Below are 25,246 nucleotides of genomic sequence, written 5' to 3'. Positions count from 1 at the left end.
CGGGCGGCCACTTTGGTCCGCCGCTTTTGGAAAATTCTGAATGAAAGCCTCCCGATTCTTTATTGGCACCCTGAAGGAAGCGCCCGCCGACGCGGAAATCGTCAGTCACAAGCTCATGGTGCGTGCCGGCATGATCCGGCGCGTCGCTGGCGGCATCTACAACTATCTGCCAATTGGCCTGCGTTCGATCCGCAAGGTGGAAGCGATCGTGCGCGAGGAAATGAACCGGGCAGGCGGGATCGAACTGCTGATGCCGGCTGTGCAGCCGGCGGAGCTGTGGCAGGAATCGGGCCGCTGGGAAAAATATGGTCCCGAACTGCTGCGCTTCAAGGACCGCAAGCAGACTGACTTCGTGATCGGACCGACGCACGAAGAAGTCGTGACGGACATCGCGCGCAACCAGATCAAGAGCTACCGTCAGTTGCCCGTGAACTTCTATCAGATCCAGACGAAGTTCCGCGACGAAATCCGTCCGCGTTTCGGCGTGATGCGTGGCCGCGAATTCATCATGAAGGACGCGTATTCGTTCGATAAGGACATGGACGGCCTGAAAGAGTCGTATCGCAAGATGTACGACGCGTATGTGCGCATTTTCACGCGCCTCGGCCTCGACTTCCGCGCGGTCGCGGCGGACAACGGCTCGATCGGCGGCAGCGGCTCGCACGAATTCCACGTGATCGCCGATACGGGCGAAGACGACATCGCTTACTGCCCGACGTCGGACTTCGCGTCCAACGTCGAAGCGGCCGAAGCGTTGCCGCTGATTGCGGAACGCGCCGCACCGAAGGAAGAACTCAAGAAGACGCCGACGCCGGGCAAGGCCAAGTGCGAAGCCGTCGCCGAATATCTGGACATTCCGCTCGAAAAGACGATCAAGTCGATCATCCTCGCCACCGAAAACGAAGGCGCCGAGCCGACCATCTGGCTGCTGATGCTGCGCGGCGACCACGATCTGAACGAGATCAAGGTCAACAAGCTGCCGGGTCTCGCCGAGTTCCGCTTCGCGACGGAAGAAGAAATTGTCGAGTGGTTCGGCACGCCGCCGGGCTACCTCGGGCCGATGAACACGAAGAAGCCGATCAAGGTGATCGCGGACCGCACGGTCGCGAACATGAGCGACTTCGTGGTCGGCACGAATGAAGTCGATTTCCACACGACGGGCGTCAACTGGGGCCGTGATCTGCCCGAGCCGGTCGTCGCGGACATCCGCAACGTGAAGAAGGGCGATCCGTCGCCGGACGGCAAGGGCGTGATCGACATCTGCCGCGGCATCGAAGTCGGCCACGTGTTCCAGCTTGGCACGAAGTATTCGGAAGCGATGAACGCGACGTGCCTCGACGAAAACGGCAAGCCGCAGCCGATGCAAATGGGCTGCTACGGCATCGGTGTCACACGCATTCTCGGCGCTGCGATCGAGCAGAATTTCGACGACAAGGGCATCATCTGGCCGGAATCGATCGCGCCGTTCGAAGTCGTGCTGTGCCCGATGGGTTACGACCGCAGCGACGCCGTGCGCGAGCAGGCGGACAAGCTGCACGACGAACTGACGGCAGCGGGCATCGACGTGATTCTCGACGATCGCGGCGAGCGTCCGGGCGTGATGTTCGCGGACTGGGAACTGATCGGTGTGCCGCATCGTCTCGTGATCGGCGATCGTGGTCTCAAGGACGGCAAGATCGAGTACCAGGGCCGCCGCGACGCGGAAGCCACGCTGTTGCCCGTCGAAGGCGCGGCGCAGGCCGTGATCGACAAGATCAACGCAGCGCTCGCGCGCTGACGGGAGCGGACGGTGGAGTACAACTTCCTGTCCGCGACCATCCTGCTGATTCTCATCACTGATCCACTCGGCAACATCCCGCTCTTCATCAACTGCCTGCGGGGTGTTGCGCCTCACCGGCGCATCCGCGTGATTCTGCGCGAAGTCGCCATCGCGTTCGTGATCCTGCTGGTCTTCATGCTCGTCGGCGACCGCTTTCTGCGGATGATGAGCCTGACCGATCTGTCGTTGCGGATCGGCGGCGGGATCGTGCTGTTCCTGATCGCACTGCGGATGATCTTTCCGCATCCCGACGGCCCGTTTGGCGCGGACACGCGCGCTGCCGAGCCGATGATCGTGCCGCTCGCGATTCCCGCGCTCGCCGGTCCGTCGGCGCTTGCGACGGTGATGCTGCTGACATCGCAGGCGCCGAACAAGATGTTCGAATGGGTGGCGGCGCTGACGGTGACGATGATCGTCTGCGCGATCGTGCTGGTGCTCGCGGAGCGCATCCAGCAATGGCTCGGCGAGCGCACGGTGATGGCGTTCGAGCGGCTGATGGGTCTCGTGCTCGTCGCGATTTCAGTGGAGATGATGCTTGGTGGCATCCGCACTTTCGTGCATCAGCTCGAAAAATAGCAGTTGATCGAAGCAACAAAAAAGCGACCCCGAGAGGTCGCTTTTTTTCTGCGGCGTGAGGAAGCGTCAGGCGCCTTCCGTCAGCGCGCGGATAGTCGGCAGATTGCGCCAGTAGCCCTTCGCGTCCATCCCGCAGCCAAACACGTAGCGGTCCGGCACTTCGAAACCGCAGAAATCGGGGTGCAGCGGCTTCGCCTTCCGGAGAATTTTCTCGCACAGCACCGCGCTCATGAAGCGCTTCGCGCCCATATCCATGATGCGGTCTCGGATCGCGGCCATCGTCTCGCCTTCATCGAGGATGTCGTCGAGCACGAGCACGACGCGGTCCTTCACCGAACCCGAAGGTGCGACGCGCCATTGCATCTCGGCGCTGCCCTTGATCGCGTTGCGATAGCGGGTGAGGTGGATGTAATCGAATTCGAGCGGGAAATCGAGGTGCGGCAGCAGCATGCCTGTAAACACCGCCGCGCCGCCCATCACCGACAGCACGAGCGGAAAGTCTTCGGCCATTTCGGCGCGGATCGCGTCGGCCATGTGGCTGATGGAGGCGTTGACGTCGCTGGCCGAAACGATTTCTTCGGAGTGACTGAAAATGTGGAGAGCTTCTTCGCGATTCATGACGTCTGACGGGCGGTAACTGTATACATAGTGTGAAAGACAACGACCCTGCGCGCTACAGCATATACCCGCGCCTTGGTTCGGCGTACGCGCCGGGCCGTGGTGGCCGCCGCGCGCTCGCATTTGGCGGCGAGCGCACAACGGCCGGCAAGGATCAGCGCATGCCCGGCAACATACCCTTCATGCCGCGCATCATCTTCTGCAGATTGCCGCCTTTTAGCTTTTTCATCATGGTGCGCATCTGGTCGTACTGATTCAGCAAGCGGTTGACTTCCTGCACCTGCACGCCCGCGCCCGCAGCGATGCGGCGCTTGCGCGTCGCCTTGATCAGATCGGGCTTGGCGCGCTCCTGCGCGGTCATCGAGTTGATGATGCCTTCCATGCGGCGCATCTGCTTTTCAGCCTGGCCCATGTCGGCATTCGACGCGGCCTGCTGGAACTGTGCGGGCAGCTTGTCCATCAGCGACGACAGACCGCCCATTTTCTTCATCTGCGAAAGCTGCGCGCGGAAATCGTTCAGATCGAAATCGCCGCCTTTCTTGACCTTGTCGGCGAGCTTCTGCGCGGCCTGAACGTCGACGCCGCGCTGGGCTTCCTCGACGAGCGCGAGAATGTCGCCCATGCCGAGAATCCGGTTCGCCATGCGGTCCGGGTAGAAGACTTCGAGGCCGTCGAGCTTTTCCGCGACGCCGACGAACTTGATCGGCTTGCCCGTCACGTGACGCACGGACAGCGCCGCGCCGCCGCGCGAATCGCCGTCGAGCTTGGTCAGCACGACGCCCGTGAGCGGCAGCGCGTCGTTGAATGCCTTCGCGGTGTTCACGGCATCCTGACCGAGCATGGCGTCGACGACGAACAGCGTTTCGGCCGGATTCAGTTCCTTATGCAGCGCGGTGATCTCGTTCATCATCGCTTCGTCGATGCCGAGACGGCCGGCCGTGTCGACGAGCAGAACGTCGTGATAGTGGCGCTTCGCCCAGTCGACGGCGGCGCGCGCGATATCGACGGGCTTTTGGTCCGGCTGCGACGGGAAGAAGTCGGCGCCGACCTGTTCGGTCACTGTCTTCAACTGCGCGATAGCAGCGGGGCGATACACGTCGCACGACACCGTCAGCACTTTCTTCTTGTACTTCTCGCGCAGCAGCTTCGCGAGCTTGCCGACCGTGGTGGTTTTACCGGCACCCTGCAGGCCGGCCATCAGGATAATGGCGGGCGGCGTGACGGCGAGATCGAGTTCGGCGGCCTTGCCTTCGTAGTCGCCGCCGATCACGGCCGTCAGCTCGCGCTGCACGACGCCGACCAGCGCCTGACCTGGCGACAGGCTGGCGATCACTTCCTCGCCGAGCGCCTTCTCCTTCACCTTCGCGATGAAGTCGCGCACGACGGGCAGCGCCACGTCCGCTTCGAGGAGTGCGAGGCGCACTTCGCGCAGCATCTCCTGGGTATTCGCCTCGGTGAGCCGGGCTTCGCCGCGCAGCGTCTTGACGACGCGCGCCATCCGTTGAGTGAGGTTGTCGAGCATGGGGGGCGATGAGCAGTGCGGCCGGCTCCGTCACCGCGCGACAGCGGCGGACTTTGGAGGGCCTGGTGTAAACTTCGAATATGGATATTGTACTGTATGCCCTCACTGCGCTCCTGTACGGCGGTCTCGCCGTCGCGGGCTGGCGCGCGCACCGGCAAGCGGCGGCCGCGCCGCTGCTCGAGAGCGTGTCGCCGCTGTCTCCCGCTGCGCCGCTGCCCGCGGGCGGGCGAGGGCTCGCGGCCGCCTCCGCCGGCATGTCGATGACGACGCGCATCGTGCTGCTCGTCGCGCTGCTCGCGCACGGCGTGCTGCTGCACACCACGATTTTCCCGCACGACGCGATGGTGTTCGGCTTCGCGTTCGCGCTGTCCGCGATGTTCTGGCTCGGCGCGGGCATCTACTGGATCGAGAGTTTCTTTTTTCCGCTCGACGGCCTGCGTCTGCTCGTGCTGCCGCTCGCGTGCGTCGCGTCGCTGCTGCCGCTCGTGTTCAACGGCGTACACGTGCTGTCGTACGCTGCCGATCCGCTGTTCAAGCTGCACTTCCTGATCGCCAACGTCGCCTATGGTCTGTTCGTGATCGCCGCGCTGCACGCGGTGCTGATGCTGCTCGTCGAGCGACGTCTGCACGCGATGCGCGGCGGCGGGCTTGCGCGTCAGAGCGCCGCGAGCAACGACGGCTGGCTGTCGAGCTGGCTCGACACACTGCCGCCGCTGCTCACGCTCGAGACGCTGCTGTTCCGTCTGATCGGCGCGGGTTTCGTGCTGCTCACGCTGACGCTGGTATCGGGCATGCTGTTCAACGAACAACTGCTCGACCGCGCGCTGCAGCTCGATCACAAGACCGTGTTCGCGCTGCTGTCGTGGGTCATGTTCGGCGCGCTGCTGACGGCGCGCAAAGTGTCGGGGTGGCGCGGCCGCGCGGCATTGCGCTGGGTGCTCGCGTCGTTCGTCGCGTTGCTGCTCGCGTATGTCGGCAGCCGTTTTGTCTTCGAGGTGCTGTTGCACCGTCCTGTGGTCTGAGTGTCATGCGACAAATTTTTCTGCTGATTCTGTTGTTCATCGTTGGCCAGTGGCTGGTGAAGGCGCTGCGTCGCGCCGACGCATCGCGCACGTCGGCGCGCACGGGTGCGGGCGGCGACGCCGGCGCCAACGCGCGCACGGGCGCGCGCGCCAATGGTCAAGCGAGCGGTAGCGCAAACGGCAAGCCCGCCGCTCAACTCGCCGAGCCGATGATCCGTTGCGCCCAATGCGGCGTGCATGCGCCGAAGAGCGATTCCGTGCTCGTCGCGGGCCAGACGTTCTGCTCGCACGATCACGCGCAGCGTTACTCCGCTCGCCCGACGGGCCGCGACGCGCGATGACGGCACACGCCACCGCGCGTTTCACCGTCGATGCAAACGGCTGGATCAACGAAGCGCGCAAGCTGCCGTCGCCGAATTTCGAGGTGCGGCCGAACGGCGCACGTCCCACGCTGATCGTCGTTCACAACATCAGCCTGCCGCCGAACGAATTCGGCGGCACGGGCATCACCGATCTCTTCCTTAACCGTCTCGATTGCGACGCGCATCCGTACTACGACGCGCATCTGCGTGACGTGCGGGTGTCCGCGCATTTCGTGATCCATCGCGACGGCGCGCTGGAGCAGTACGTATCGTGCGACGAGCGTGCGTGGCACGCGGGCGCGTCCAGCTTCTTCGGGCGCGAGCGCTGCAACGACTTTTCGATCGGCATCGAGCTCGAAGGCAGCGACGCATCGGCGTTCGAAGCGGCGCAATACGAGACGCTCGCGCCGCTCGTGCAGGCACTCGCCGCGCACTACGCGATCGAAGCGCTCGCGGGTCACTCGGACATCGCGCCGGGCCGCAAGACCGATCCCGGCCCGCACTTCGACTGGCCGCGTCTGCAGCGCGACACCGCGCTCGCGGATCAGTACTTCCCCTATCTGCATCCGTCGACGCGCGCGCCGATAACCCCGTAAGCGCGTGACTTTTTCTGTGCGGTATCCAACCGACAGCGCAAGCGCGCTGTGAGCGCACGTCATTTCCCCGACAGCTTTTTCCGACGCGGGCATCGCAAAAGTCAAGATCGTCAGACCAAATAAAAGAATTTGCGATCACGGTTCAGTACACTATACTTCGTGCCGTTAATCAGTTTTTGCACAAGATGTAGTGTTTGTCAGGCGGCGCCCCGCTCCATGAGCATGGCGCCGTCAGCATTACCGGCACTGAAAAATCTGATGCGGCGCAACCAGTTACGACAACCGGTGCGTCGGCAAATTCGAAGAAAAGGCGCAGCCAAGTGATCGCGACACACACAACGTTGAAGTACGTCCCGACGGATCTGTCGCATCCGGCCTCTCTGTTTCAAGGTTCCCGCTGTTCCTCTTCTTCACCCTCATCGCATGCGTCCGGGGTGGCGCAGCGTTTGTACTAATCCGCGGTAACTCCGCACTATTCCAAGACCAGGAGCTTTGCACATGCAAACCACCGACAACGTGACGACCCGGTTCGAAGGCGCACCCGCTGGCCGCCCCGAAGCGCTCGCACAGGGCGCCGCAGCGCTCGCGCCGCAGACGAGCTACGCCGACTACAAGGTGATCCGTCGCAATGGCAGCGTGGTGTCGTTCGAGCCTTCGAAAATCGCCATCGCCGTGACGAAGGCATTTCTGGCCGTCAACGGTGGTCAGGGCGCGGCGTCGGCACGCGTTCGCGAACTGGTCGAGCAACTCACGCAGAACGTCGTGCGCGCGCTGGTGCGCAGCCGTCCGAACGGCGGCACGTTCCATATCGAAGACATTCAGGATCAGGTCGAACTCGCGCTGATGCGCACGGGTGAGCACAACGTTGCTCGCGCTTACGTGCTGTACCGCGAAAAGCGCAGCCAGGAACGCAGCCATGAGCCGGAAGTCGCAGCAGGCGCTTCGGGTCTGAACGTCACCGACAACGGCATCACGCGTCCGCTCGATATGGCAGCGCTGCGCGGCATCATCGAATCCGCTTGCGCGAATCTGGGCGACGCAGTGAGCGCCGAGCCGATCGTCACGGAAACGATCAAGAACCTGTACGACGGCGTGCCGATGACCCAGGTCTACGACTCGGCCATCCTCGCTGCGCGCACGATGATCGAGAAGGACCCGGCATACAGCCAGGTCACTGCTCGCATCCTGCTGCACACGATCCGCCGCGAGATCCTCGAAGAAGAAGTCACGCAAGCCGAAATGGGCGAGCGCTATGCCGAATACTTCCCGCTCTTCATCAAGCGCGGTGTGAACGCTGAACTGCTCGATGAGAAGCTGCTGCAGTTCGACCTGAAGCGTCTGGGCGCCGCGCTCGACGCGAACCGCGACCTGCAATTCGGCTACCTCGGCCTGCAAACGCTGTATGACCGCTACTTCCTGCATAGCGACGGCGTGCGCATCGAAATGCCGCAGGCATTCTTTATGCGTGTCGCGATGGGTCTGTCGCTGAACGAGATCGACCGCGAAGCGCGCGCGATCGAGTTCTACAACGTGCTGTCGTCGTTCGACTTCATGTCGTCGACGCCCACGCTGTTCAACTCGGGCACGCGCCGCTCGCAACTGTCGTCGTGCTACCTGACGACGGTCGACGACGACCTCGACGGCATCTACGAAGCGCTGAAGGAAAACGCGCTGCTGTCGAAGTTCGCCGGCGGTCTGGGCAACGACTGGACGCGTGTGCGTGCGCTCGGCTCGCACATCAAGGGCACCAACGGCAAGTCGCAAGGCGTCGTGCCGTTCCTGAAGGTCGTCAACGACACGGCCGTCGCCGTGAACCAGGGCGGCAAGCGCAAGGGCGCGGTGTGCGCGTACCTGGAATCGTGGCACCTCGACATCGAAGAATTCCTCGAGCTGCGCAAGAACACGGGTGACGACCGTCGCCGCACGCACGACATGAACACGGCGAACTGGATTCCCGACCTGTTCATGAAGCGCGTTCACGAAGGCGGCGACTGGACGCTGTTCTCGCCGTCCACCTGCCCGGACTTGCACGACCTGTTCGGCGCGGACTTCGAGAAGGCCTACACGGCTTACGAAGAGAAAGCGGCGCGCGGCGAGATCAAGCTGTTCAAGAAGATCCCGGCGGCGCAACTGTGGCGCAAGATGCTCGGCATGCTGTTCGAAACGGGCCACCCGTGGATCACGTTCAAGGATCCGTGCAATGTGCGCTCGCCGCAACAGCACGTCGGCGTCGTCCACTCGTCGAACCTGTGTACGGAAATCACGCTGAACACGAGCGACACCGAAATCGCCGTCTGCAACCTCGGCTCGGTGAACCTCGTCGCGCATCTGAAGGAACAGGCGGACGGCACGGTTGTGCTCGACCACGACAAGCTGAAGCGCACGATCAGCGTCGCGATGCGCATGCTCGACAACGTGATCGACATCAACTACTACGCGGTCGCGAAGGCGCGTAACTCGAACCTGAAGCACCGCCCGGTCGGGATGGGCATCATGGGCTTCCAGGACTGCCTGCACGTGCTGCGCACGCCGTACGCATCGCAGGAAGCCGTCGAGTTCGCCGACCGTTCGATGGAAGCCGTCTGCTACTACGCATACTGGGCGTCGACGGAACTGGCGGAAGAGCGCGGCCGTTACGCGACCTACCGCGGCTCGCTGTGGGATCGCGGCATCCTCCCGCAGGACACGCTGAAGCTGCTCGAGGAAGCGCGCGGCGGCTACATCGAAGTGGATTCGAGCGAGTCGATGGACTGGGCGTCGCTGCGCTCGCGCATCTCGACGTACGGCATGCGCAACTCGAACTGCGTCGCGATCGCGCCGACGGCGACGATCTCGAACATCATCGGCGTGTCTGCATGTATCGAGCCGACGTTCCAGAACCTGTATGTGAAGTCGAACCTGTCGGGCGAATTCACGGTGGTGAACGACTACCTCGTGCGTGACCTGAAGGCGCGCGGCCTGTGGGACGAAGTGATGGTCGCCGACCTGAAGTACTTCGACGGCTCGCTGTCGCGCATCGACCGCGTGCCGGGCGACCTGCGCGCAATCTACGCGACCGCGTTCGAAGTCGATGCAACGTGGCTGGTCGAAGCGGCGTCGCGCCGTCAGAAGTGGATCGACCAGGCGCAGTCGCTGAACATCTATATGGCAGGCGCGTCAGGCAAGAAGCTCGACGAGGTCTACAAGCTCGCATGGCTGCGCGGCCTGAAGACGACGTACTACCTCCGCACGATGGCGGCGACGCACGTCGAGAAGTCGACGGTCGCACACGGCGCGCTGAACGCAGTGCCGTCGAGCGACGGCGGCGCGGGTGGTGCGGGTGGCGCAGCGGGTGGCTTCGGTGTCGGTGGCGGCGTGGGTTCGTCGGGTGTGACGGGCGGCTTCCAGGCTTCCGCCGCAACCGCAGTGCCCGCAGTCGAAGCAGCGCCCGAAGCGGATGGTCCCGTGTGCATGATGCGTCCGGGCGATCCTGGCTTCGAAGAGTGCGAAGCCTGCCAGTAAGCGCAACGCTTCATATAGTAGAGAGTCAGCCGCCGGCGCCCGCCGGCGGCACGTAGCAGACAGGCAACAAGCAGGCAGCAAGCAACAGATCAGCAGCAGGCGATGAGCGGAGTCAGCCGAACGCGCCGCTCATCGCGACACGAAGCCAGCGTGGTGCTCGTTGCAGTCGGAAGAGCAGCACGCGACGCAGCGAGGAACATCACGTGCTACACCTCATCGACACGTGCGAGAAAACCCTGAACGGCGCTCGCATGATGAAGTCGTAGAGCGAGCGGCGAGATGCCGACACATCACGCACCCGACACGCTTCGCACGACACGCGCAACGCAAGCGAAGCAGCAACGTTTCGAGTTCGGAACAACGCAGAAGCAACGCATACGCATCACTGAAGCAACGCGCTTTCGATCGTGCATCGTGCTTCATCGACACACGTTTCGATCGAATCGCAACGAGTGACCTTCACACACCGATGAACAAAGTGTTGTATGTAGGTCGCAACGCGATTCGAAAACAGGATTTTTCATGAGCGAGCCCTTTTAACGCTCGTGAAAAGATGGTACAAACCGATCTAAATTGATGGTGACATTTATGCTCAACTGGGATGACGAGATCACTGCCGTAACTCCCTCGAGTGCTTCGCAACAAAACGTGTTGCGCAACGCTGCGGGAACGGCCGTCGGTTCGCAAGTCGAAACGCGTTCCGCTCATCAAGCTCCCTCGGCTCAAAACATCTTCGCGAACGACTTCGCAGTCGCTCCGCTGGCAGAGATCAACTCGCCGGCAGTCGCTTCCGAAGCGCGCGTGAATGTCGCCGACAAACGCATCATCAACGGCCAGACTGACGTCAATCAGCTCGTGCCGTTCAAATACAAGTGGGCGTGGGAGAAGTACCTCTCCGGTTGCGCGAACCACTGGATGCCGCAAGAAATCAACATGTCGCGCGACATCGCTCTGTGGAAAGACCCGAACGGTCTGACTGAAGACGAGCGCCGCGTCGTCAAGCGCAACCTCGGCTTCTTCGTGACGGCCGACTCGCTCGCTGCGAACAACATCGTTCTCGGCACGTACCGCCACATCACGGCGCCCGAATGCCGCCAGTTCCTGCTGCGCCAGGCGTTCGAAGAGGCGATCCACACGCACGCATACCAGTACATCGTCGAGTCGCTCGGTCTCGACGAGGGCGAAATCTTCAACGCGTATCACGAAGTCAAGTCGATCCGCGACAAAGACGAATTCCTGATTCCGTTCATCCACACGCTGACCGACCCGGCCTTCAAGACGGGTACGCTCGAGGCAGACCAGAAACTGCTCAAGTCGCTGATCGTGTTCGCGTGCGTGATGGAAGGGCTGTTCTTCTACGTCGGCTTTACGCAAATCCTGGCGCTCGGCCGCCAGAACAAGATGACGGGCGCGGCGGAACAGTACCAATACATCCTGCGTGACGAGTCGATGCACTGCAACTTCGGCATCGACCTGATCAACCAGATCAAACTCGAAAACCCGCATCTGTGGACGGCTGAGTTCCGCGCGGAGATCCGCGAAATCTTCAAGCATGCGGTCGACCTCGAATATCGCTACGCAGAAGACACGATGCCGCGCGGGGTGCTCGGCCTCAATGCGTCGATGTTCAAGAGCTATCTGCGCTTCATCTGCAACCGCCGTTGCCAGCAGATCGGTCTCGATCCGCTGTTCCCGAACGAGGAAAACCCGTTCCCGTGGATGAGCGAGATGATCGACCTGAAGAAGGAACGCAACTTCTTCGAGACGCGGGTTATCGAATATCAGACCGGTGGCGCGCTGTCCTGGGAATAACCCAACGCGTCGCATATGTATTTGATGGGGTTGCCGCTGGCTGTGCCGCGGCAAGTTTGGTGAGGAGCATGACCGCCTGATGCAGAGCGTGCCCGGTGCGCCGTGGATAACCACGGCCTATAAAGATCACAGGCACTTTGCGAACCCTTCAGTGGGATGGGCAAACTTCCCCCCGGAAAAAGCCGTTCGCCATAAAGCGAGCGGCTCGATCAAACGATTCGCGGCGTCGAGATTGGACGCCGACTGGACTTGGCGCGCTGTGCCCGATGGCACGGCGCGCCTTACCGTATTCATTAGCGTAAGCGCGCTGGAGCTGCGTACGCCGATGAATAGCCCGCTTCGCAGTGGCCGCCGTGAGAAGCGTCCGCGGGAAGCGGGTTTTGACGAAGGGTGTAGTTTGAACTGACTCTCATCTGAAAACCTGAAGGAGAAAATGATGGCACTCGCCAAGAAGAAACCGGCAGCCAAGAAGGCTGCAGCGAAGAAGGTCGTTGCGAAGAAGGCTGCTCCGGCGAAGAAGGCAGCGGTGAAGAAGGTTGCCGTGAAGAAGGTCGCTGCGAAGAAAGTCGCCGTGAAGAAGGTTGCTGCGAAGAAGGCAGCACCGGCGAAGAAGGCAGCTGCGAAGAAGGTCGCAACGAAGAAAGTTGCAGCGAAGAAAGTCGCCGTGAAGAAGGTTGCTGCGAAGAAGGCAGCACCGGCGAAGAAGGCTGCAGCGAAGAAGGTTGCAGCGAAGAAAGTCGCCGTGAAGAAGGTTGCTGCGAAGAAGGCAGCGCCGGCGAAGAAGGCTGCAGCGAAGAAGGCCGCTGCGAAGAAGGCGCCTGCGAAAAAGGCTGCCGCCAAAAAGGCTGCCCCTGCGAAGAAGGCTGCCGCGAAGAAGGCCGCTGCGCCTGCGCAGAAGGCTGCGCCTGCGAAGAAGGCTGTTGCGAAGAAGGCAGCACCTGCTCCGGCTGCGCCCGCTGCTTCGACGGCGCCTGCTGCTACGGTGAAGACGGCGCTGAACCCGGCCGCAGCATGGCCGTTCCCGACGGGCAGCCGTCCGTAAGAAGTGACGCACGTGAGTGCGTCGGTTGATTGAGTAGCGGTTGTTGCTCGATCTGCGTTGGTCCCGTCGCCGGGTGACTGGTGGCGGGATTTTTTGCTTTTTGGTTTTGCGTTTTGCTGCGCAAGCAGGGTGGTTTGGTTGTGTTTGCGCTGGCATCCGCGACTCGTTAGCCTAGTTCAGGCGTCGCCCCTGTGCGGGGCGGCACCTACTTTTCTTTGCCGCCGCAAAGAAAAGTAGGCAAAAGAAAGCGGCTCAAACCGCCAGTTCTAGTTCTTGCCTGAGGGCCCCCAACCGGTCCCACACTTCATACGGCGACGTACCAGTTCGCGTTCGTTGCCAACGCTCTCCCTGTACGCCTCACCCGCCTCATGTGCCCGCGTCGCGGCACGCCGTGCCTGATAGTCCTCCGCCGCCCAGGTGGCAAACTGTGTGTAGGCTTTCGCGCCATACGCGCATCACTCCGGACTGGGAGGCTAGATTGGTGTTTCTCGTAAGAGCGCTAACCTGTGCGGTGCGACAACCTACACACAGTTTGCCACCTGGGCGGCAGCAACCATTCGCTGCCGCTAGCTCTTGTTCGGGTGTTTGAAGTGGGTGAGGCGGTCATTCGAAGCGTTGGCAACGAACGCGAACAGAGATGCTGCCGTGTGAAGCATAAGACCCTGTGGGGGCCCTCAGGCGGGGAGAAATGTTGGCGGTGTGAGCCGCTTTCTTTTGCCTACTTTTCTTTGCGGCGGCAAAGAAAAGTAGGTGCCGCCCCGCACAGGGGCAACGCCTGAAGCACGAAGGCAAAATCGCGGATGCCAGCGAATCGGCAAACGCACAGTGGCAACGCATAAAGCACGAAGGCAAAACGCGGATGCCAGCACAAACGCAAAACCCGGATGCCACAGCAAGAGCAAAACGCGGTTGCCACTGCAAAGGCAAAAAAACCAAAACCACCGCCTCGCAGAAACGCGCAAACCACAAACCCCGATCAACAGACAAATCAAGCGCAACCAGGGAGGGGGCCTGCCGCCCCAGAAGGCAAAAAAAAACGCATGCACAGGGGAGCACATGCGTGTGAGGTTGCCGTCACAGCGCTTCCACGCCGCCGGCAGGGAAAAAGAAAAAGCTCAATGCGTAACGCGAGTCACACCACCACTCGACAACAGTCGAACCCGCTCGCCTGCGCGAAAAATCTCGCCCGTCGCGCTTTGCGTAATGGCGCGCATATCGCCATTATCGAGCCGCACGGTAATCTCGACGCCATCTCGCATCGCCGTGCTGTTCTCGATCGTATTACCCGCGACAGCGCCCGCCAGGCCGCCAACAATACCCGTCAGTATCGACCCGCGCCCGCCACCGATCGCGCTGCCCGCCACCGCGCCAAGCGCACCGCCACCAATCGCCCCAATGCCGCTAGGCTGGCCATTGTTCGAACTGATCTTGACCGCGCGCACGCTGTCGACAACGCCCATGCGCACCGTCTCTTCGCGCTGCGCCTGCGACGACGTATAGACATCAGCGGAACTGCTGTTGTACGCACAGCCCGTCATGGCGAGCGAACTCGCGATCACCGCGCCCAGTACCAGGCGACTCAACGTACGACTCGTTGTTTTCATTCCCTTGACTCCAAACGGGCTCGTTTCGAGCCCCTCAAACTCGACCGGTCAAGCGCGGCGTATGCGCAGCAGGTTTTACCCGACTACATCAGGCGCCCTGCGGCAGTTCGTAACCGAATGCCTGCTTGAACCGTTCGTTGATCTCCGCGCGCGACGGCGCATAATTCTGCGGCCCTTGATGTTCAATCTTGAGCGCGCCCATCAGGCTCGCGAGACGGCCGGTGGTCGCCCAGCCCAGACCCTTCTCGATGCCGTACAGCAGACCACCCCGGAACGCATCGCCGCAACCCGTGGGGTCCAGCACCTGCTTTGCCTTGACGGCCGGAATCTCTTCGATGCCGCCTGCGTGGTGAATCTGCGCCCCGTGTTCGCCGCGCGTCACGATCAGCGCGTCGACGTGGCTCGCGATCTCTTCGATCGACCAGCCCGTCTTGTTGCTCACCAGCGCAGCTTCGTAATCATTGACTGCGACGTAGGTGGCAAGTTCAATCATGCGGCGCAGCGACGCGCCGTCGAAGAGGGGCAGCCCTTGGCCCGGATCGAAAATGAACGGCGTGCCCGCCGCCGCGAACTGTTCGGAGTGCTGGATCATGCCGTCGAAGCCATCCGGCGCGACGATGCCGAGCGTTACGCCAGGCTGGTCCGCGCGGTTCAGATGCGACTGCATCATCGCGCCCGGGTGGAATGCCGTGATCTGATTGTTCTCGAGATCGGTCGTGATCATCGCCTGCGCCGAGTACGTGTCGGGCAGCACGCGCACGTGCGTTTTCGACAGGCCGAGCGAGTCGAGACGGTCGATGTACACCTGCGCATCGACGGCGCCGAGCGTCGCCATGATATGCGCATCGCCGCCGAGCAGATGCAGCGAGTAGGCGATATTGCCCGCGCAGCCGCCAAACTCGCGGCGCATCGTCGGCACGAGGAAGCTGACGTTCAGGATGTGGACCTGCTCCGGCAGGATGTGCTCCCGAAAGCGCCCTTCGAAGGTCATGATGTTGTCGTAGGCGAGCGAGCCGCAAATCAGCGTAGCCAAGGCGAGCGTTCCTATAAGTGTCGTTCGGATGGAAAAAGGGTGCGACGATGTGACAGCGCCGCGCCCGGAGTGAAACGGGCGCGGCGCTGTGTCGACGCAAATATAAAGCTTACTTCAGCGCGGCGAGCGCTGCGTCGTAGTTCGGCTCGTTCTTGATTTCGCTGACGAGCTCGGCGTGTACGACCTTGTCGTTTTCGTCGACGACGACCACGGCGCGGGCCGTCAGGCCCGTCAGCGGACCGCTCGTCACGTCGACGCCGTACGCCTGCGCGAACTCATGGCCGCGGAAGGTCGATGCCGTCACGACGTTTTCGATGCCTTCCGTCGTGCAGAAGCGCGAAGCCGCGAACGGCAGGTCGCCCGACACGACGATCACAGCTGTGTTGCTCAGCTTCGCGGCGGCTTCGTTGAACTTGCGCGTGGAGGTTGCGCAGGTCGGCGTGTCGAGGCTCGGGACGATGTTCAGCACCTTGCGCTTGCCCGCAAAGTCGGCGAGCGTCAGCGGCTTGAGATCCTTGCCGACCAGCGAGAAGGCAGGCGCTGCCTGGCCCACGGACGGGAACTTGCCAGCGACTTCGATCGGGTTGCCACCCAGCGTGACTTGACTCATGTTGTGCTCCGAAGATTCGTCAGGGATTGACGGGATGCGCGCCCGGTTCGTGCCGGGCGCGCGGAAAACCTGCGCGCGCCGCAGAGCTGTCCGTTACGGATAGAAGATCTGCACGCGGAAATTCGAGGCGACGGCATCGCCGGTGTCGAGGCGCACGATCATCGTCTGCGTTGTGCGGGCGGGTAGGCCCGCCGCGATCGGCGTACCGGGTTTCACATAGTCTTGCGGCCACAGCACGCGCCGCACGGCGATGTTGTTGTTCTCGTCGAGCAGCGTCAGTTCGACGGCAGGATACGCGAGCGCGAGATCGAAGCGGTTGCGCAGCGGCATCTTCAGTTCGAGCCTGTGCGGACCGTCGACCTGCCGCAGATCCGACGGCTCGACCAGCAAACCGTCGATATCGCGCGGCGGCTCGACCTTGCAGCCGAGATGCGCGCAAGCCTTTACGAACAGCGACTGCGCATCGGGCCACGCGACCATCACCGTTTCGCGCTGCCACCAGGCGAGCTGCACGAGCAGCAGGAAGCCAAGCAGGCCTGCCGCGACGCCGCCCAGAACCTGCCACATGAAGCGGCTCGACTCGGGCTGGCGCGGTTCGCGCGTGACGGCGAATGCATCGTTGTCGCTGTCGGGTGTGGCGGCGAAAGGGGCGTTATAGGGATCGCGCGCGGCTGCGCCGAAGCGTGGCTCGAGATCTGGTTCGGCCGACGGCGCGCCGAAGAAGGGTTCGTGCTCGCGATTTTGTGCCGCATGTCCGGCAAGTCCAGCGTGCTCGGCGGACGGGACGACGGTGCCGTCCTCGTCCTCGAACACGGGCTTGGCGTGCTCGTCCCGACGCGATTCGCGCAACGCGTCGTCGAACGATTCGTGCTGCGGCACTTCCGGTTCGCGCTTCGTTTCGTTCGCGGCCTGATCGTGGCGTGCCTCCGCCGGCTCGCGGAGAGACTCGGGTTCGCGCCACGCGTGTGGCGGCGCGTGGATTGCAGGCTCGGCTTCGTGTGCGGGCGTTGCGCCGAAGGTCGGTTCCGCTTTCTGGTGCGCTTGCGGCTCCGCTGGTTGTTCGAACGTCGGCTCCGCTTGCGCTTCGACAGCGGGCTCGACGTTTGCCGCAGCTTGCGCGGCGGCGGGCGCTTCCGGTTTCGCTTCGACAGGCGCTTCGCTGTGCGGCTCGGGTGCGACCGGTTCGCGCGCGATCGCCTTATCGAGGTGCATCGGTTGCGATTCGGTGAGTTCGAGCGTCAGCGGCGGCTGCGCGGAACGCGGAATCGTGACCGGGTTGAACGGGATCGTCGACGCGTTGTGGCGGATGCGCCGGTCGATCGATGCGTCGGGTGCGGGCGCCCACGGGTTCCATGCCTCGGCGCGGAAGTCGGGCTTATCCGTCGATGACGCGGGTTGGGTTTCGCCGGCAGGGAACGACGGTTCGACACGCGCCGTGTCGGCTTCGACTTCGGCGGACGCCGCCGCTACGGGCGAAGCCTGGACGGCCGCTTCGTGTCGAGCCTCGACAGCGACGTCCGGCTGCGCGACTTGTGCAGCGGCGTGCTCAGCGTGTTGTTCGGCGGGTTTTTCCTCGGAAGCCAATTCCGCGTGGGCATTGCCACTGCCGATATGCGGCTCAGCCACGCGCGCATCGAACGCTTCTGCCGGCTGCGGCGTGACCGCTTCTTCCGTGTGCGTCACAACGGGCATCGCGACAGGGGCGGGCGGTACATCGACAGCAGGCTTCGTTTCCGGCGCCGGCGCGATGCCGCCATTCGCGAGCGTTTCGAGCGTATGCGCCGTCACGTCGTCGATCGTGACGTGCTTCGCCTTGTCGACGCTCACGCCGCCGCTCACGTCGAACAGGCTGCTCGATGCGTCGAACACTTCTTTGCAGTGGCCACAACGCACGAGTCCGCGGCGCAGCGTGAGCTGCTCCGGCTGGAGCCTGAAAACGGTTTCGCAGAAGGGACAGCGTGTCGCTAGAAGCATATCGAGCCGAAAGACCGGTTAGCCCTTAAGGGGCCGGAAGCAAACAAATATGCGTTATTCTAATTGCTTTCGCGTCGCGTACCCGCAAGGCATACCCAGCCTTCGTGTTCGCGCCACACTGCAATGTCGATCCACTGCTGATAGACACGTGCTACTTCATCCGCCTGTCGCGCGAGAATGCCCGACAGCGCAATGCGTCCACCCGGCTTCACCCTCGACGACAGCATCGACGCCATCAGCTTCAGCGGGTTCGACAGGATATTCGCGACAACGATATCGAACTCACCCGCGGGGCAATCATCGGGCAGACCATACGTGACTTCGGCGCGATTGCGCTCGCTATTGTGGCGCGCGGACTCGACCGCTTGCGGATCGATGTCGATGCCGATCACGGGGTTCGCGCCACACTTCTTCGCGAGTATCGCAAGGATGCCCGAACCACAACCGTAGTCGAGCACCGATTGATCCTGCTTCACGTTTTGCTCGAGCCACTCCATGCACAGACGCGTGGTCGGATGGCTGCCCGTGCCGAACGCGAGGCCCGGATCGAGTTCGAGCACGAGCGCATCAGGATCTGGCGCGGCGTGCCACGACGGCACGACCCAGATGCGCTCGTTAATCGGAATCGGATCAAACTGGGATTGCGTGAGGCGCACCCAGTCCTGTTCCTCGACTTCGCGCACGCTGAACGCCGGCGCATCGGCGAGGCCGAGTTCATTCGCAGCGGCCGCAAGCAGCACGGCCGGTTCATGTTCCGGCGCCAGCAACGCGATCACGCGCGAATGCGTCCATGCGGTGCGGTCCGGCGTGAGACCGGGCTCGCCGAACAGCGGCTGCTCGTCGGGCGTGTCGGCATCCGCGTCTTCGACGGACACCGACAGCGCGCCCAGTTCGAGCAACGCATCCGACAACGCTTCCGCGTGCTCGCGCGCGAGTTCGACGACCAGTTCCCGGTAGCTCATTGCTTACGCTTCTTCCGGTGCGGCTTGCAGCTTTGCCGCCAGCCGGTTTTCGAGGTAATGGATGCTCGTGCCGCCCTCGACGAACTTCGCGTCGAGCATCAGCTCGCGATGCAGCGGAATGTTGGTCTGAATGCCTTCGACCACCATTTCCGACAGCGCGATGCGCATCCGTTTGATCGCCTGTTCGCGCGTCGCGCCGTAAGCGATCAGCTTGCCGATCATCGAATCATAGTTCGGCGGCACGAAATAGCCGTTGTACGCATGCGAATCGACGCGAATACCGGGGCCGCCCGGCATATGCCACGACGTAAGACGACCCGGCGACGGCGTGAACTTGAACGGATCTTCCGCGTTGATACGGCATTCGATCGCATGTCCGCGGAACTGGATGTCGCGCTGGCGCATGGCGAGCTTTTCGCCCGCCGCGATGCGGATCTGTTCCTGAACGATGTCGATGCCCGTGATCAGCTCGGTAACGGGATGCTCGACCTGCACGCGCGTGTTCATTTCGATGAAGTAGAACTCCCCGTTTTCGTACAGGAACTCGAACGTGCCTGCGCCGAGATAGCCCATCTTCTTGCACGCGTCCGCGCAGCGGTCGCCGATGCGCTCGATTAGACGGCGCGCGATGCCCGGCGCCGGCGCCTCTTCGATCACCTTCTGGTGACGGCGCTGCATCGAGCAGTCGCGTTCGCCGAGCCACAGCGCGTTCTTGAACGAGTCGGCGAGGATCTGGATTTCGATGTGCCGCGGGTTCTCCAGGTATTTCTCCATGTAGACCTGCGGATTGCCGAACGCGCGGCCGGCTTCTTCGCGCGTCATGTTGACGGCATTCACGAGCGCCGCTTCCGTGTGAACGACGCGCATGCCGCGGCCACCGCCGCCGCCTGCCGCCTTGATGATCACGGGATAGCCGACCGCGCGTGCAATTTTCACGATCTCTTTCGGATCTTCCGGCAACGCGCCTTCGGAACCAGGCACGCAGGGCACGCCCGTCTTGATCATGGTCTGCTTCGCGGTGACCTTGTCGCCCATCATGCGGATCGTGTCGGGGCGCGGGCCGATGAACACGAAGCCCGATTGCTCGACGCGTTCTGCAAAGTCGGCGTTTTCCGACAGGAAGCCGTAGCCGGGGTGAATCGCTTCGGCGTCCGTGACTTCTGCCGCGCTGATCAGCGCGGGCATGTTCAGGTACGAGAGGTTCGACGGCGCCGGTCCGATGCAGACCGCCTCGTCGGCGAGCTTCACGTACTTGGCTTCCTTGTCGGCTTCGGAATAGACGACGACCGTCTTGACGCCGAGTTCGCGGCACGCGCGCTGGATACGGAGCGCGATTTCACCACGATTGGCAATGAGGATTTTTTCAAACATAGCGGATATTCGACTCATCAATGGGCGCCGCGGGCCAGTTTGGACGGGCGGCTGCCTCAGAGGATCGGTGGCGCGCCCGAAGAAGGCGGGCGCGCGGATGGCGAATGGCTACAGCGCGCCGCGTCAGCCGATCACGAAGAGCGGCTGACCGTATTCGACTGCCTGGCCGTTCTCGACGAGGATTTCCTTGATGACGCCGGCCGCATCCGATTCGATCTCGTTCAGCAGCTTCATCGCTTCGATGATGCAGATGGTCTGGCCTTCCTTGACCGTATCGCCGACCTGCACGAACGGATCGGCGCCCGGCGACGGTGCGCGGTAGAACGTGCCGACCATCGGCGACGTCACGACGTGGCCTTGCGGCGCCACCGCTGCGGGCGTCGCCGGCGCGCCGACGGCGGGTGCTTCACCGCCGTGAGCAGCGGGCGCCATGCCGGGCGCGGCGTATTGCGGCGCGTAGTTGCCAGGCTGCTGGACGTAAACCGGCGGCGCGTTCTTGACGATGCGCACCTTGCCTTCGCCCTCGGTCACTTCGAGTTCGGAGATGCCGGACTCGGAGACGAGGTCGATCAGAGTCTTCAGTTTACGTAGATCCATGGGCTTTCCCCTTCAATGCGTGAAGCGCCGGCGGTTTGCCGCCAGCGCCGAATTCGTGTTTTGGGTTGTCAGTTGCGCGACGATCCGGCCGTCCCAGCGGCCAACCGGTCGAGCACATATTCGAGTGCGTACAGATAGCCCTTCCAGCCGAGGCCGCAAATGACGCCCTCTGCCTGGTCGGAGAAATACGAGTGATGCCTGAACGGTTCTCGACGATGCACGTTCGACAGATGAATCTCGACGAACGGGATGCCGACGCCCGCTAGTGCGTCCCGGATCGCCACGCTGGTATGCGTGTACGCAGCGGGATTGATCACGATGAAATCGGTCTTCTCGGTCCGAGCGGCCTGAATGCGATCGACCAGCGCGCCTTCGTGATTGCTCTGGAAGGTGGCCAGTTCGACGCCGGCATCCGCTGCGCGGTCGGCCAGCGCCTGATCGATCTGCGGGAGCGTGACGCGGCCATAGACCTCGGGTTCCCGGGTGCCGAGAAGGTTGAGGTTGGGGCCGTGCAGAACCAGCAGTCGCGTCATGGTCGGTTCGTTTTCCGTGGAATTGGGCGCACTTTAGCGCTGATTAGAGAAATTTGTCTAGTTTCTCGAACGCGCGGCACGTCTCGTGGCCTTACCGGGATCGCAGCAACTCGCCGAACTTCTGACATCTTATTGTGAATATCGCCCAATCTGAGGCAAAAAGTTCTCAACTAAATGTCAAAAAGTTGTCGGAATCAGAGCGCGTCGAGCGTGCGTTTCAGCTCGTCCGGCTTGATCTGGCCGAGTTTTGTCGACCGTACGACGCCTTTTGCGTCAATTACGACCGTGTAAGGCAAACCACCCGCGTTGTTGCCGAAGGCGCGCGCAAGGTCCGCGCCGCCGAACCCGGCGACATAGATCGGGTAGTTGACGGGCACTTTTTGCAGGAAAGCCTTGATGTTCTTGTCGGAATCGACGCCCAGCCCGACGAACTCGATGCCCTTTTTCGAGTATTCCTTGTGCAGCGCCGATAGCGACGGCATTTCCTCGACGCAGGGCCCGCACCACGACGCCCAGAAGTTGATCACGACCGGGTGTCCCTTGAAACCGGCGAGCGACTGCGGCGCGCCGTCGGCATTGGTCACTTTCGCCGCCCACAGTTGATTGACGGCGTTGTTGCTGTCGGCGGGTGCCGCGTTTGCGACACCAGCGAGGTCGTTGTTGCCGAGCAGCCAGTGGCCCGCCACCGCGCCGCCCGCTGTCGCGACGACAGCCACCGCCGCGATTGCCAGAATCCGCTTCATATAGAGAGTGTGTCTGTTAAGGGTTCAGTTCGTGGAACGCGCGGCGTCGCTTTCGTCGATCAGCGCCTGAACCGCGCGGACGTCGGCGCGCGCGGATCGTCCGCGCGCGTCAGCGCGGACTGCGCCGCGCAGATCGTCGGTACCGTAGAGCGCGAGGTGAATACCCACGGGCTCGGCGTCGCGCCCTTCATTCACCGGACGCCAAAGAAAGCTCAATGTTTCGACGTAGCCGCGACCCGCAAAGTGCCGCGTTTCGGAAACGTCGTACTGAATGTTCGCGTTCAACAGATAAATGGCAACTTCCTTCGGGTCGTCGCAGAAGGCTTGCAGATGAACATCGGAATGCTCACCCGCCGTCCCGCCCAGCACCGCGCCGGTCAGATACGGATTGAACGGCGCGAGCCGCTGCATCCAGTCCAGCGCGACTTCGCGCAGCCGGCGCAACACGGCCGGCTGGCTGTCGCCCTGGAACAGCGACTGATATTCGCGGATTTCTTCCTCGATCTGGTCGTTATCCGGCAGCCATTCGCCGGCGACGCGCGTTTCCCCGACCACCTGCCGCGCAGCCTTGCGCTTCGCAGTCGAGTAGTCGAGCCCGTCCTCGGCGATCATCCGCGCAGCCGCGATGGCGATTTCCTCGCGCACGCGCTGCGGATCGAAATGTGATTTGCGAACCATTCGCCAATCATACTAGAGAAAGCCTGACGGTCTTTTTACGCCGCCGTCGCGTCGGCGGGCCTTGAGCGGCTTTCCGGCGGCCGCGCGGCGTCGCCCGGAAAAGCACGCCCGATCAAGATCAGGCGGGCCTGTCGGTTACAATAGTCGTCCTTCGCGCGAGGGCTTTCCGGCCCCTGGCGCATGTCATCTTTCCACGCAAAACACGCCTTGCGGCGCGACAGCTTTATGCACATTCACATCCTCGGCATCTGCGGCACGTTCATGGGTGGTCTCGCGGTTCTCGCGCGCAACGCCGGTCACACGGTGACGGGCTGCGACGCCGGCGTCTATCCGCCGATGAGCACGCAACTGGAAGCGCAGGGGATCAAGCTGATCGAAGGTTGGGGTGTCGAGCAGCTCGACCTGAAGCCGGACCTCTTTGTGGTCGGCAATGTCGTGACGCGCGGCAATCCGCTGATGGAAGAAATCCTCAATCGCGGCCTGCCGTACACGTCCGGCCCGCAGTGGCTCGGCGAGCACGTGCTGAATGGCAAATGGGTGCTGGCCGTAGCCGGCACGCACGGCAAGACCACGACGAGCTCGATGCTGACGTGGCTGCTCGAAGACGCGGGCATGAACCCGGGCTTTCTGATCGGCGGCGTGCCGTTGAATTTCGGCGTTTCGGCGCGGCTGACAGATTCGAGCTTCTTCGTGATCGAAGCCGATGAATACGACACGGCGTTCTTCGACAAGCGCTCGAAGTTCGTCCACTACCGGCCGCGCACCGCGGTCCTGAACAATCTCGAATTCGATCACGCGGACATCTTCGCTGATCTCGCCGCGATCGAAACGCAATTTCACCACCTCGTGCGCACGGTGCCGGGCATTGGCCGCGTCGTGTCGAACGGCCGCGAAGCTGCGCTGGACCGCGTGCTGACGCGCGGCTGCTGGAGCGAAGTGGAACGCTTCGGCGTCGACGGCGGCTGGCAGGCGCTGCCCGCTGAAGACGGCATCGCCATCGACGAGCGGTTTGCCGTCTATCACAACGGTGAGCGCGTCGGCGTCGTCGACTGGCAGGTGCAGGGCGAGCACAACCGCATGAACGCGATCGCCGCGATCGCCGCCGCGCGCCACATCGGCGTGCCGCCCGCGCAGGCCGCGAAGTCGCTGTCGACCTTCCGCAACGTGAAGCGGCGGATGGAAGTACGCGGCAGCGTCGACGGCGTGACTGTCTACGACGATTTCGCGCATCACCCGACAGCCATCCAGACGACGGTCGCCGGTTTGCGCACGCGCATCGGCCGCGATGAAAACGGCAAACGCGCGCGCATTCTCGCCGTGCTCGAACCGCGCTCGAACACGATGAAGCTCGGCGTGATGAAGGCGCAATTGCCCGCCAGCCTCGTCGACGCCGATCTCGTATTCGGCTACGGCGCGCACACGGGCAAGGACGCGCTCGGCTGGAACCTGGCCGAAGCGCTCGCGCCGATGGGCGACAAGGCGCAAGCCTTCAACGACATCGACACGCTCGTCAAATCCGTCGTCGCGGCCGCGCGGCCGGGCGATCAGGTGCTCGTGATGAGCAACGGCGGCTTTGGCGGCGTACACCAGAAACTGCTCGACGCGCTGTCGGCGCGTCCGACGGCGCAGGCGCGGGGCGTCGCGTGATTCTCTATCTGCACGGCTTCCGCTCGTCACCCAATTCGTTCAAGGCGCGCGTGATGGCCGAGCGTCTTGCGGCGCTTGGTCGCAGCGTCGAATGGTGCTGTCCGATGCTGCCCGTGTCGCCGCTGGAGACCGTGGCGCTCGTCGAAGAACGGGTCGCGGCGGCGAATCCGGAGCAGGTGACGGTGATCGGCAGTTCGCTCGGCGGCTATTTCGCGACGCATCTCGCCGAGAAGCACGGCTGGCGCGCCGTGCTGCTGAATCCCGCGGTCGTGCCGGAGCGCGATCTCAGCCACTATCTCGGCGAGCAGCCGCTGTGGCATGGCGGCGGCAGCATCGTCGTCGAGCCGCGTCATCTTGATGAGTTGCGTGCGTTAGGCGTCGCGCGCATCACCCGCCCCGAACGCTATTATCTGTTTGCTGCCACCGGCGACGAAGTGCTCGATTACCGCGAAATGCTCGCGCACTATCCCGGCGTGCAGACCAGACTGATCGAAGGCAGCGACCACGCGATCAGCGAGTTTCCCGACTATGTCGACGACGTGCTCGCGTTTTGCGACGCCGCCGGAGCCGACACTGAGCCGCCCGCACCACGCGAGGCGGCATGATCCGATGATCCGCACACGC

Annotated in this window: 23 protein-coding genes; 11 read left to right on the top strand and 12 right to left on the bottom strand. The window is 62.9% G+C overall.

What is annotated here, in order from left to right; genetic code table 11:
- Window positions 1-40: 40 nt before the first annotated feature.
- Together C2L65_RS13655 and C2L65_RS13650 are read left to right on the top strand one after the other, a co-directional pair.
- Window positions 41-1,777, top strand: a complete 1,737-nt coding sequence (locus C2L65_RS13655; protein ID WP_042307911.1) for a proline--tRNA ligase — start codon at window positions 41-43, stop codon at window positions 1,775-1,777.
- Between the two features lie 12 nt (window positions 1,778-1,789).
- Window positions 1,790-2,395, top strand: coding sequence for a MarC family protein (locus C2L65_RS13650; protein WP_042307913.1), 606 nt, complete (start codon window positions 1,790-1,792; stop codon window positions 2,393-2,395).
- Window positions 2,396-2,461: 66 nt separating this feature from the next.
- On the opposite strand, the gene C2L65_RS13645 is transcribed toward C2L65_RS13650, so the two are convergent.
- Together C2L65_RS13645 and ffh are read right to left on the bottom strand one after the other, a co-directional pair.
- Window positions 2,462-3,013, bottom strand: coding sequence for a hypoxanthine-guanine phosphoribosyltransferase (locus C2L65_RS13645; protein WP_042307916.1), 552 nt, complete (start codon window positions 3,011-3,013; stop codon window positions 2,462-2,464).
- 154 nt (window positions 3,014-3,167) lie between these two features.
- Window positions 3,168-4,535: a signal recognition particle protein gene (gene ffh, locus C2L65_RS13640; RefSeq protein ID WP_042307918.1), complete on the bottom strand. Its 1,368-nt coding sequence runs from the start codon at window positions 4,533-4,535 to the stop codon at window positions 3,168-3,170.
- Window positions 4,536-4,615: 80 nt separating this feature from the next.
- Here ffh and C2L65_RS13635 point away from each other — a divergent pair, with 80 nt between their 5' ends.
- The 7 genes from C2L65_RS13635 (at window position 4,616) to C2L65_RS13605 (ending at window position 12,870) form a co-directional block, all read left to right on the top strand.
- Window positions 4,616-5,557, top strand: a complete 942-nt coding sequence (locus tag C2L65_RS13635) for a cytochrome C assembly family protein (RefSeq protein ID WP_042307919.1) — start codon at window positions 4,616-4,618, stop codon at window positions 5,555-5,557.
- Window positions 5,558-5,562: 5 nt separating this feature from the next.
- Window positions 5,563-5,898 (top strand): PP0621 family protein, encoded by a 336-nt coding sequence (locus tag C2L65_RS13630; protein WP_042307921.1) that lies wholly within the window; start codon window positions 5,563-5,565, stop codon window positions 5,896-5,898.
- Window positions 5,895-6,515 (top strand): 1,6-anhydro-N-acetylmuramyl-L-alanine amidase AmpD, encoded by a 621-nt coding sequence (gene ampD, locus C2L65_RS13625; protein ID WP_042307922.1) that lies wholly within the window; start codon window positions 5,895-5,897, stop codon window positions 6,513-6,515. Before C2L65_RS13630 ends, ampD begins: the two co-directional genes overlap by 4 nt.
- 498 nt (window positions 6,516-7,013) lie before the next feature.
- Window positions 7,014-10,016: a ribonucleoside-diphosphate reductase subunit alpha gene (locus tag C2L65_RS13620; protein WP_042307925.1), complete on the top strand. Its 3,003-nt coding sequence runs from the start codon at window positions 7,014-7,016 to the stop codon at window positions 10,014-10,016.
- 588 nt (window positions 10,017-10,604) lie between these two features.
- Entirely contained in the window at window positions 10,605-11,828 is a 1,224-nt protein-coding gene (locus C2L65_RS13615) for a ribonucleotide-diphosphate reductase subunit beta (RefSeq protein WP_042307928.1), read from the top strand.
- 79 nt (window positions 11,829-11,907) lie between these two features.
- Window positions 11,908-12,234 (top strand): hypothetical protein, encoded by a 327-nt coding sequence (locus tag C2L65_RS46555; RefSeq protein ID WP_081920930.1) that lies wholly within the window; start codon window positions 11,908-11,910, stop codon window positions 12,232-12,234.
- A 30-nt stretch (window positions 12,235-12,264) separates the two neighbouring features.
- The gene (locus C2L65_RS13605; RefSeq protein ID WP_042308039.1) at window positions 12,265-12,870 is read left to right on the top strand and encodes a histone H1-like DNA-binding protein; all 606 of its coding nucleotides are present in this window, start codon (window positions 12,265-12,267) and stop codon (window positions 12,868-12,870) included.
- A gap of 1,115 nt (window positions 12,871-13,985) precedes the next feature.
- On the opposite strand, the gene C2L65_RS13600 is transcribed toward C2L65_RS13605, so the two are convergent.
- The 10 genes from C2L65_RS13600 to C2L65_RS13555 form a co-directional block, all read right to left on the bottom strand.
- Window positions 13,986-14,474 (bottom strand): outer membrane lipoprotein, encoded by a 489-nt coding sequence (locus C2L65_RS13600; RefSeq protein WP_007743651.1) that lies wholly within the window; start codon window positions 14,472-14,474, stop codon window positions 13,986-13,988.
- Between the two features lie 88 nt (window positions 14,475-14,562).
- Complete coding sequence (locus tag C2L65_RS13595; RefSeq protein ID WP_042307930.1) at window positions 14,563-15,507, bottom strand: carbohydrate kinase family protein; 945 nt, start codon at window positions 15,505-15,507, stop codon at window positions 14,563-14,565.
- A gap of 109 nt (window positions 15,508-15,616) precedes the next feature.
- On the bottom strand, window positions 15,617-16,117 hold the full coding sequence (tpx, locus tag C2L65_RS13590; protein ID WP_042307932.1) for a thiol peroxidase: 501 nt from the start codon (window positions 16,115-16,117) through the stop codon (window positions 15,617-15,619).
- A gap of 93 nt (window positions 16,118-16,210) precedes the next feature.
- A complete protein-coding gene (locus C2L65_RS13585; protein ID WP_042307934.1) occupies window positions 16,211-18,091 on the bottom strand; it encodes a DUF3426 domain-containing protein in 1,881 nt (626 codons plus the stop codon).
- A 59-nt stretch (window positions 18,092-18,150) separates the two neighbouring features.
- A complete protein-coding gene (gene prmA / locus C2L65_RS13580; RefSeq protein WP_042307936.1) occupies window positions 18,151-19,053 on the bottom strand; it encodes a 50S ribosomal protein L11 methyltransferase in 903 nt (300 codons plus the stop codon).
- Window positions 19,054-19,056: 3 nt separating this feature from the next.
- Entirely contained in the window at window positions 19,057-20,424 is a 1,368-nt protein-coding gene (gene accC, locus C2L65_RS13575; RefSeq protein WP_042307939.1) for an acetyl-CoA carboxylase biotin carboxylase subunit, read from the bottom strand.
- 123 nt (window positions 20,425-20,547) lie between these two features.
- A complete protein-coding gene (accB, locus tag C2L65_RS13570) occupies window positions 20,548-21,021 on the bottom strand; it encodes an acetyl-CoA carboxylase biotin carboxyl carrier protein (protein WP_042307940.1) in 474 nt (157 codons plus the stop codon).
- A 68-nt stretch (window positions 21,022-21,089) separates the two neighbouring features.
- Window positions 21,090-21,554, bottom strand: a complete 465-nt coding sequence (aroQ, locus tag C2L65_RS13565) for a type II 3-dehydroquinate dehydratase (protein WP_042307942.1) — start codon at window positions 21,552-21,554, stop codon at window positions 21,090-21,092.
- Between the two features lie 194 nt (window positions 21,555-21,748).
- Window positions 21,749-22,297 (bottom strand): TlpA family protein disulfide reductase, encoded by a 549-nt coding sequence (locus C2L65_RS13560; protein WP_042307944.1) that lies wholly within the window; start codon window positions 22,295-22,297, stop codon window positions 21,749-21,751.
- Between the two features lie 24 nt (window positions 22,298-22,321).
- Window positions 22,322-22,975, bottom strand: coding sequence for a hypothetical protein (locus tag C2L65_RS13555; RefSeq protein WP_042307947.1), 654 nt, complete (start codon window positions 22,973-22,975; stop codon window positions 22,322-22,324).
- A gap of 225 nt (window positions 22,976-23,200) precedes the next feature.
- On the opposite strand from C2L65_RS13555, the gene mpl reads away from it, so the two are divergent.
- Entirely contained in the window at window positions 23,201-24,622 is a 1,422-nt protein-coding gene (gene mpl, locus C2L65_RS13550; RefSeq protein ID WP_042307949.1) for a UDP-N-acetylmuramate:L-alanyl-gamma-D-glutamyl-meso-diaminopimelate ligase, read from the top strand.
- A complete protein-coding gene (locus C2L65_RS13545; RefSeq protein ID WP_042307951.1) occupies window positions 24,619-25,227 on the top strand; it encodes a YqiA/YcfP family alpha/beta fold hydrolase in 609 nt (202 codons plus the stop codon). The genes mpl and C2L65_RS13545 overlap by 4 nt, the downstream gene beginning before the upstream one ends.
- Window positions 25,228-25,246: the final 19 nt, after the last annotated feature.

The sequence above is a fragment of the Paraburkholderia terrae genome (assembly GCF_002902925.1).
Classification (GTDB): Bacteria; Pseudomonadota; Gammaproteobacteria; order Burkholderiales; family Burkholderiaceae; genus Paraburkholderia; species Paraburkholderia terrae.
The sequence above is the reverse complement of the archived record's forward strand: the minus strand, read 5'-3'. Positions and strand labels throughout refer to the sequence as shown.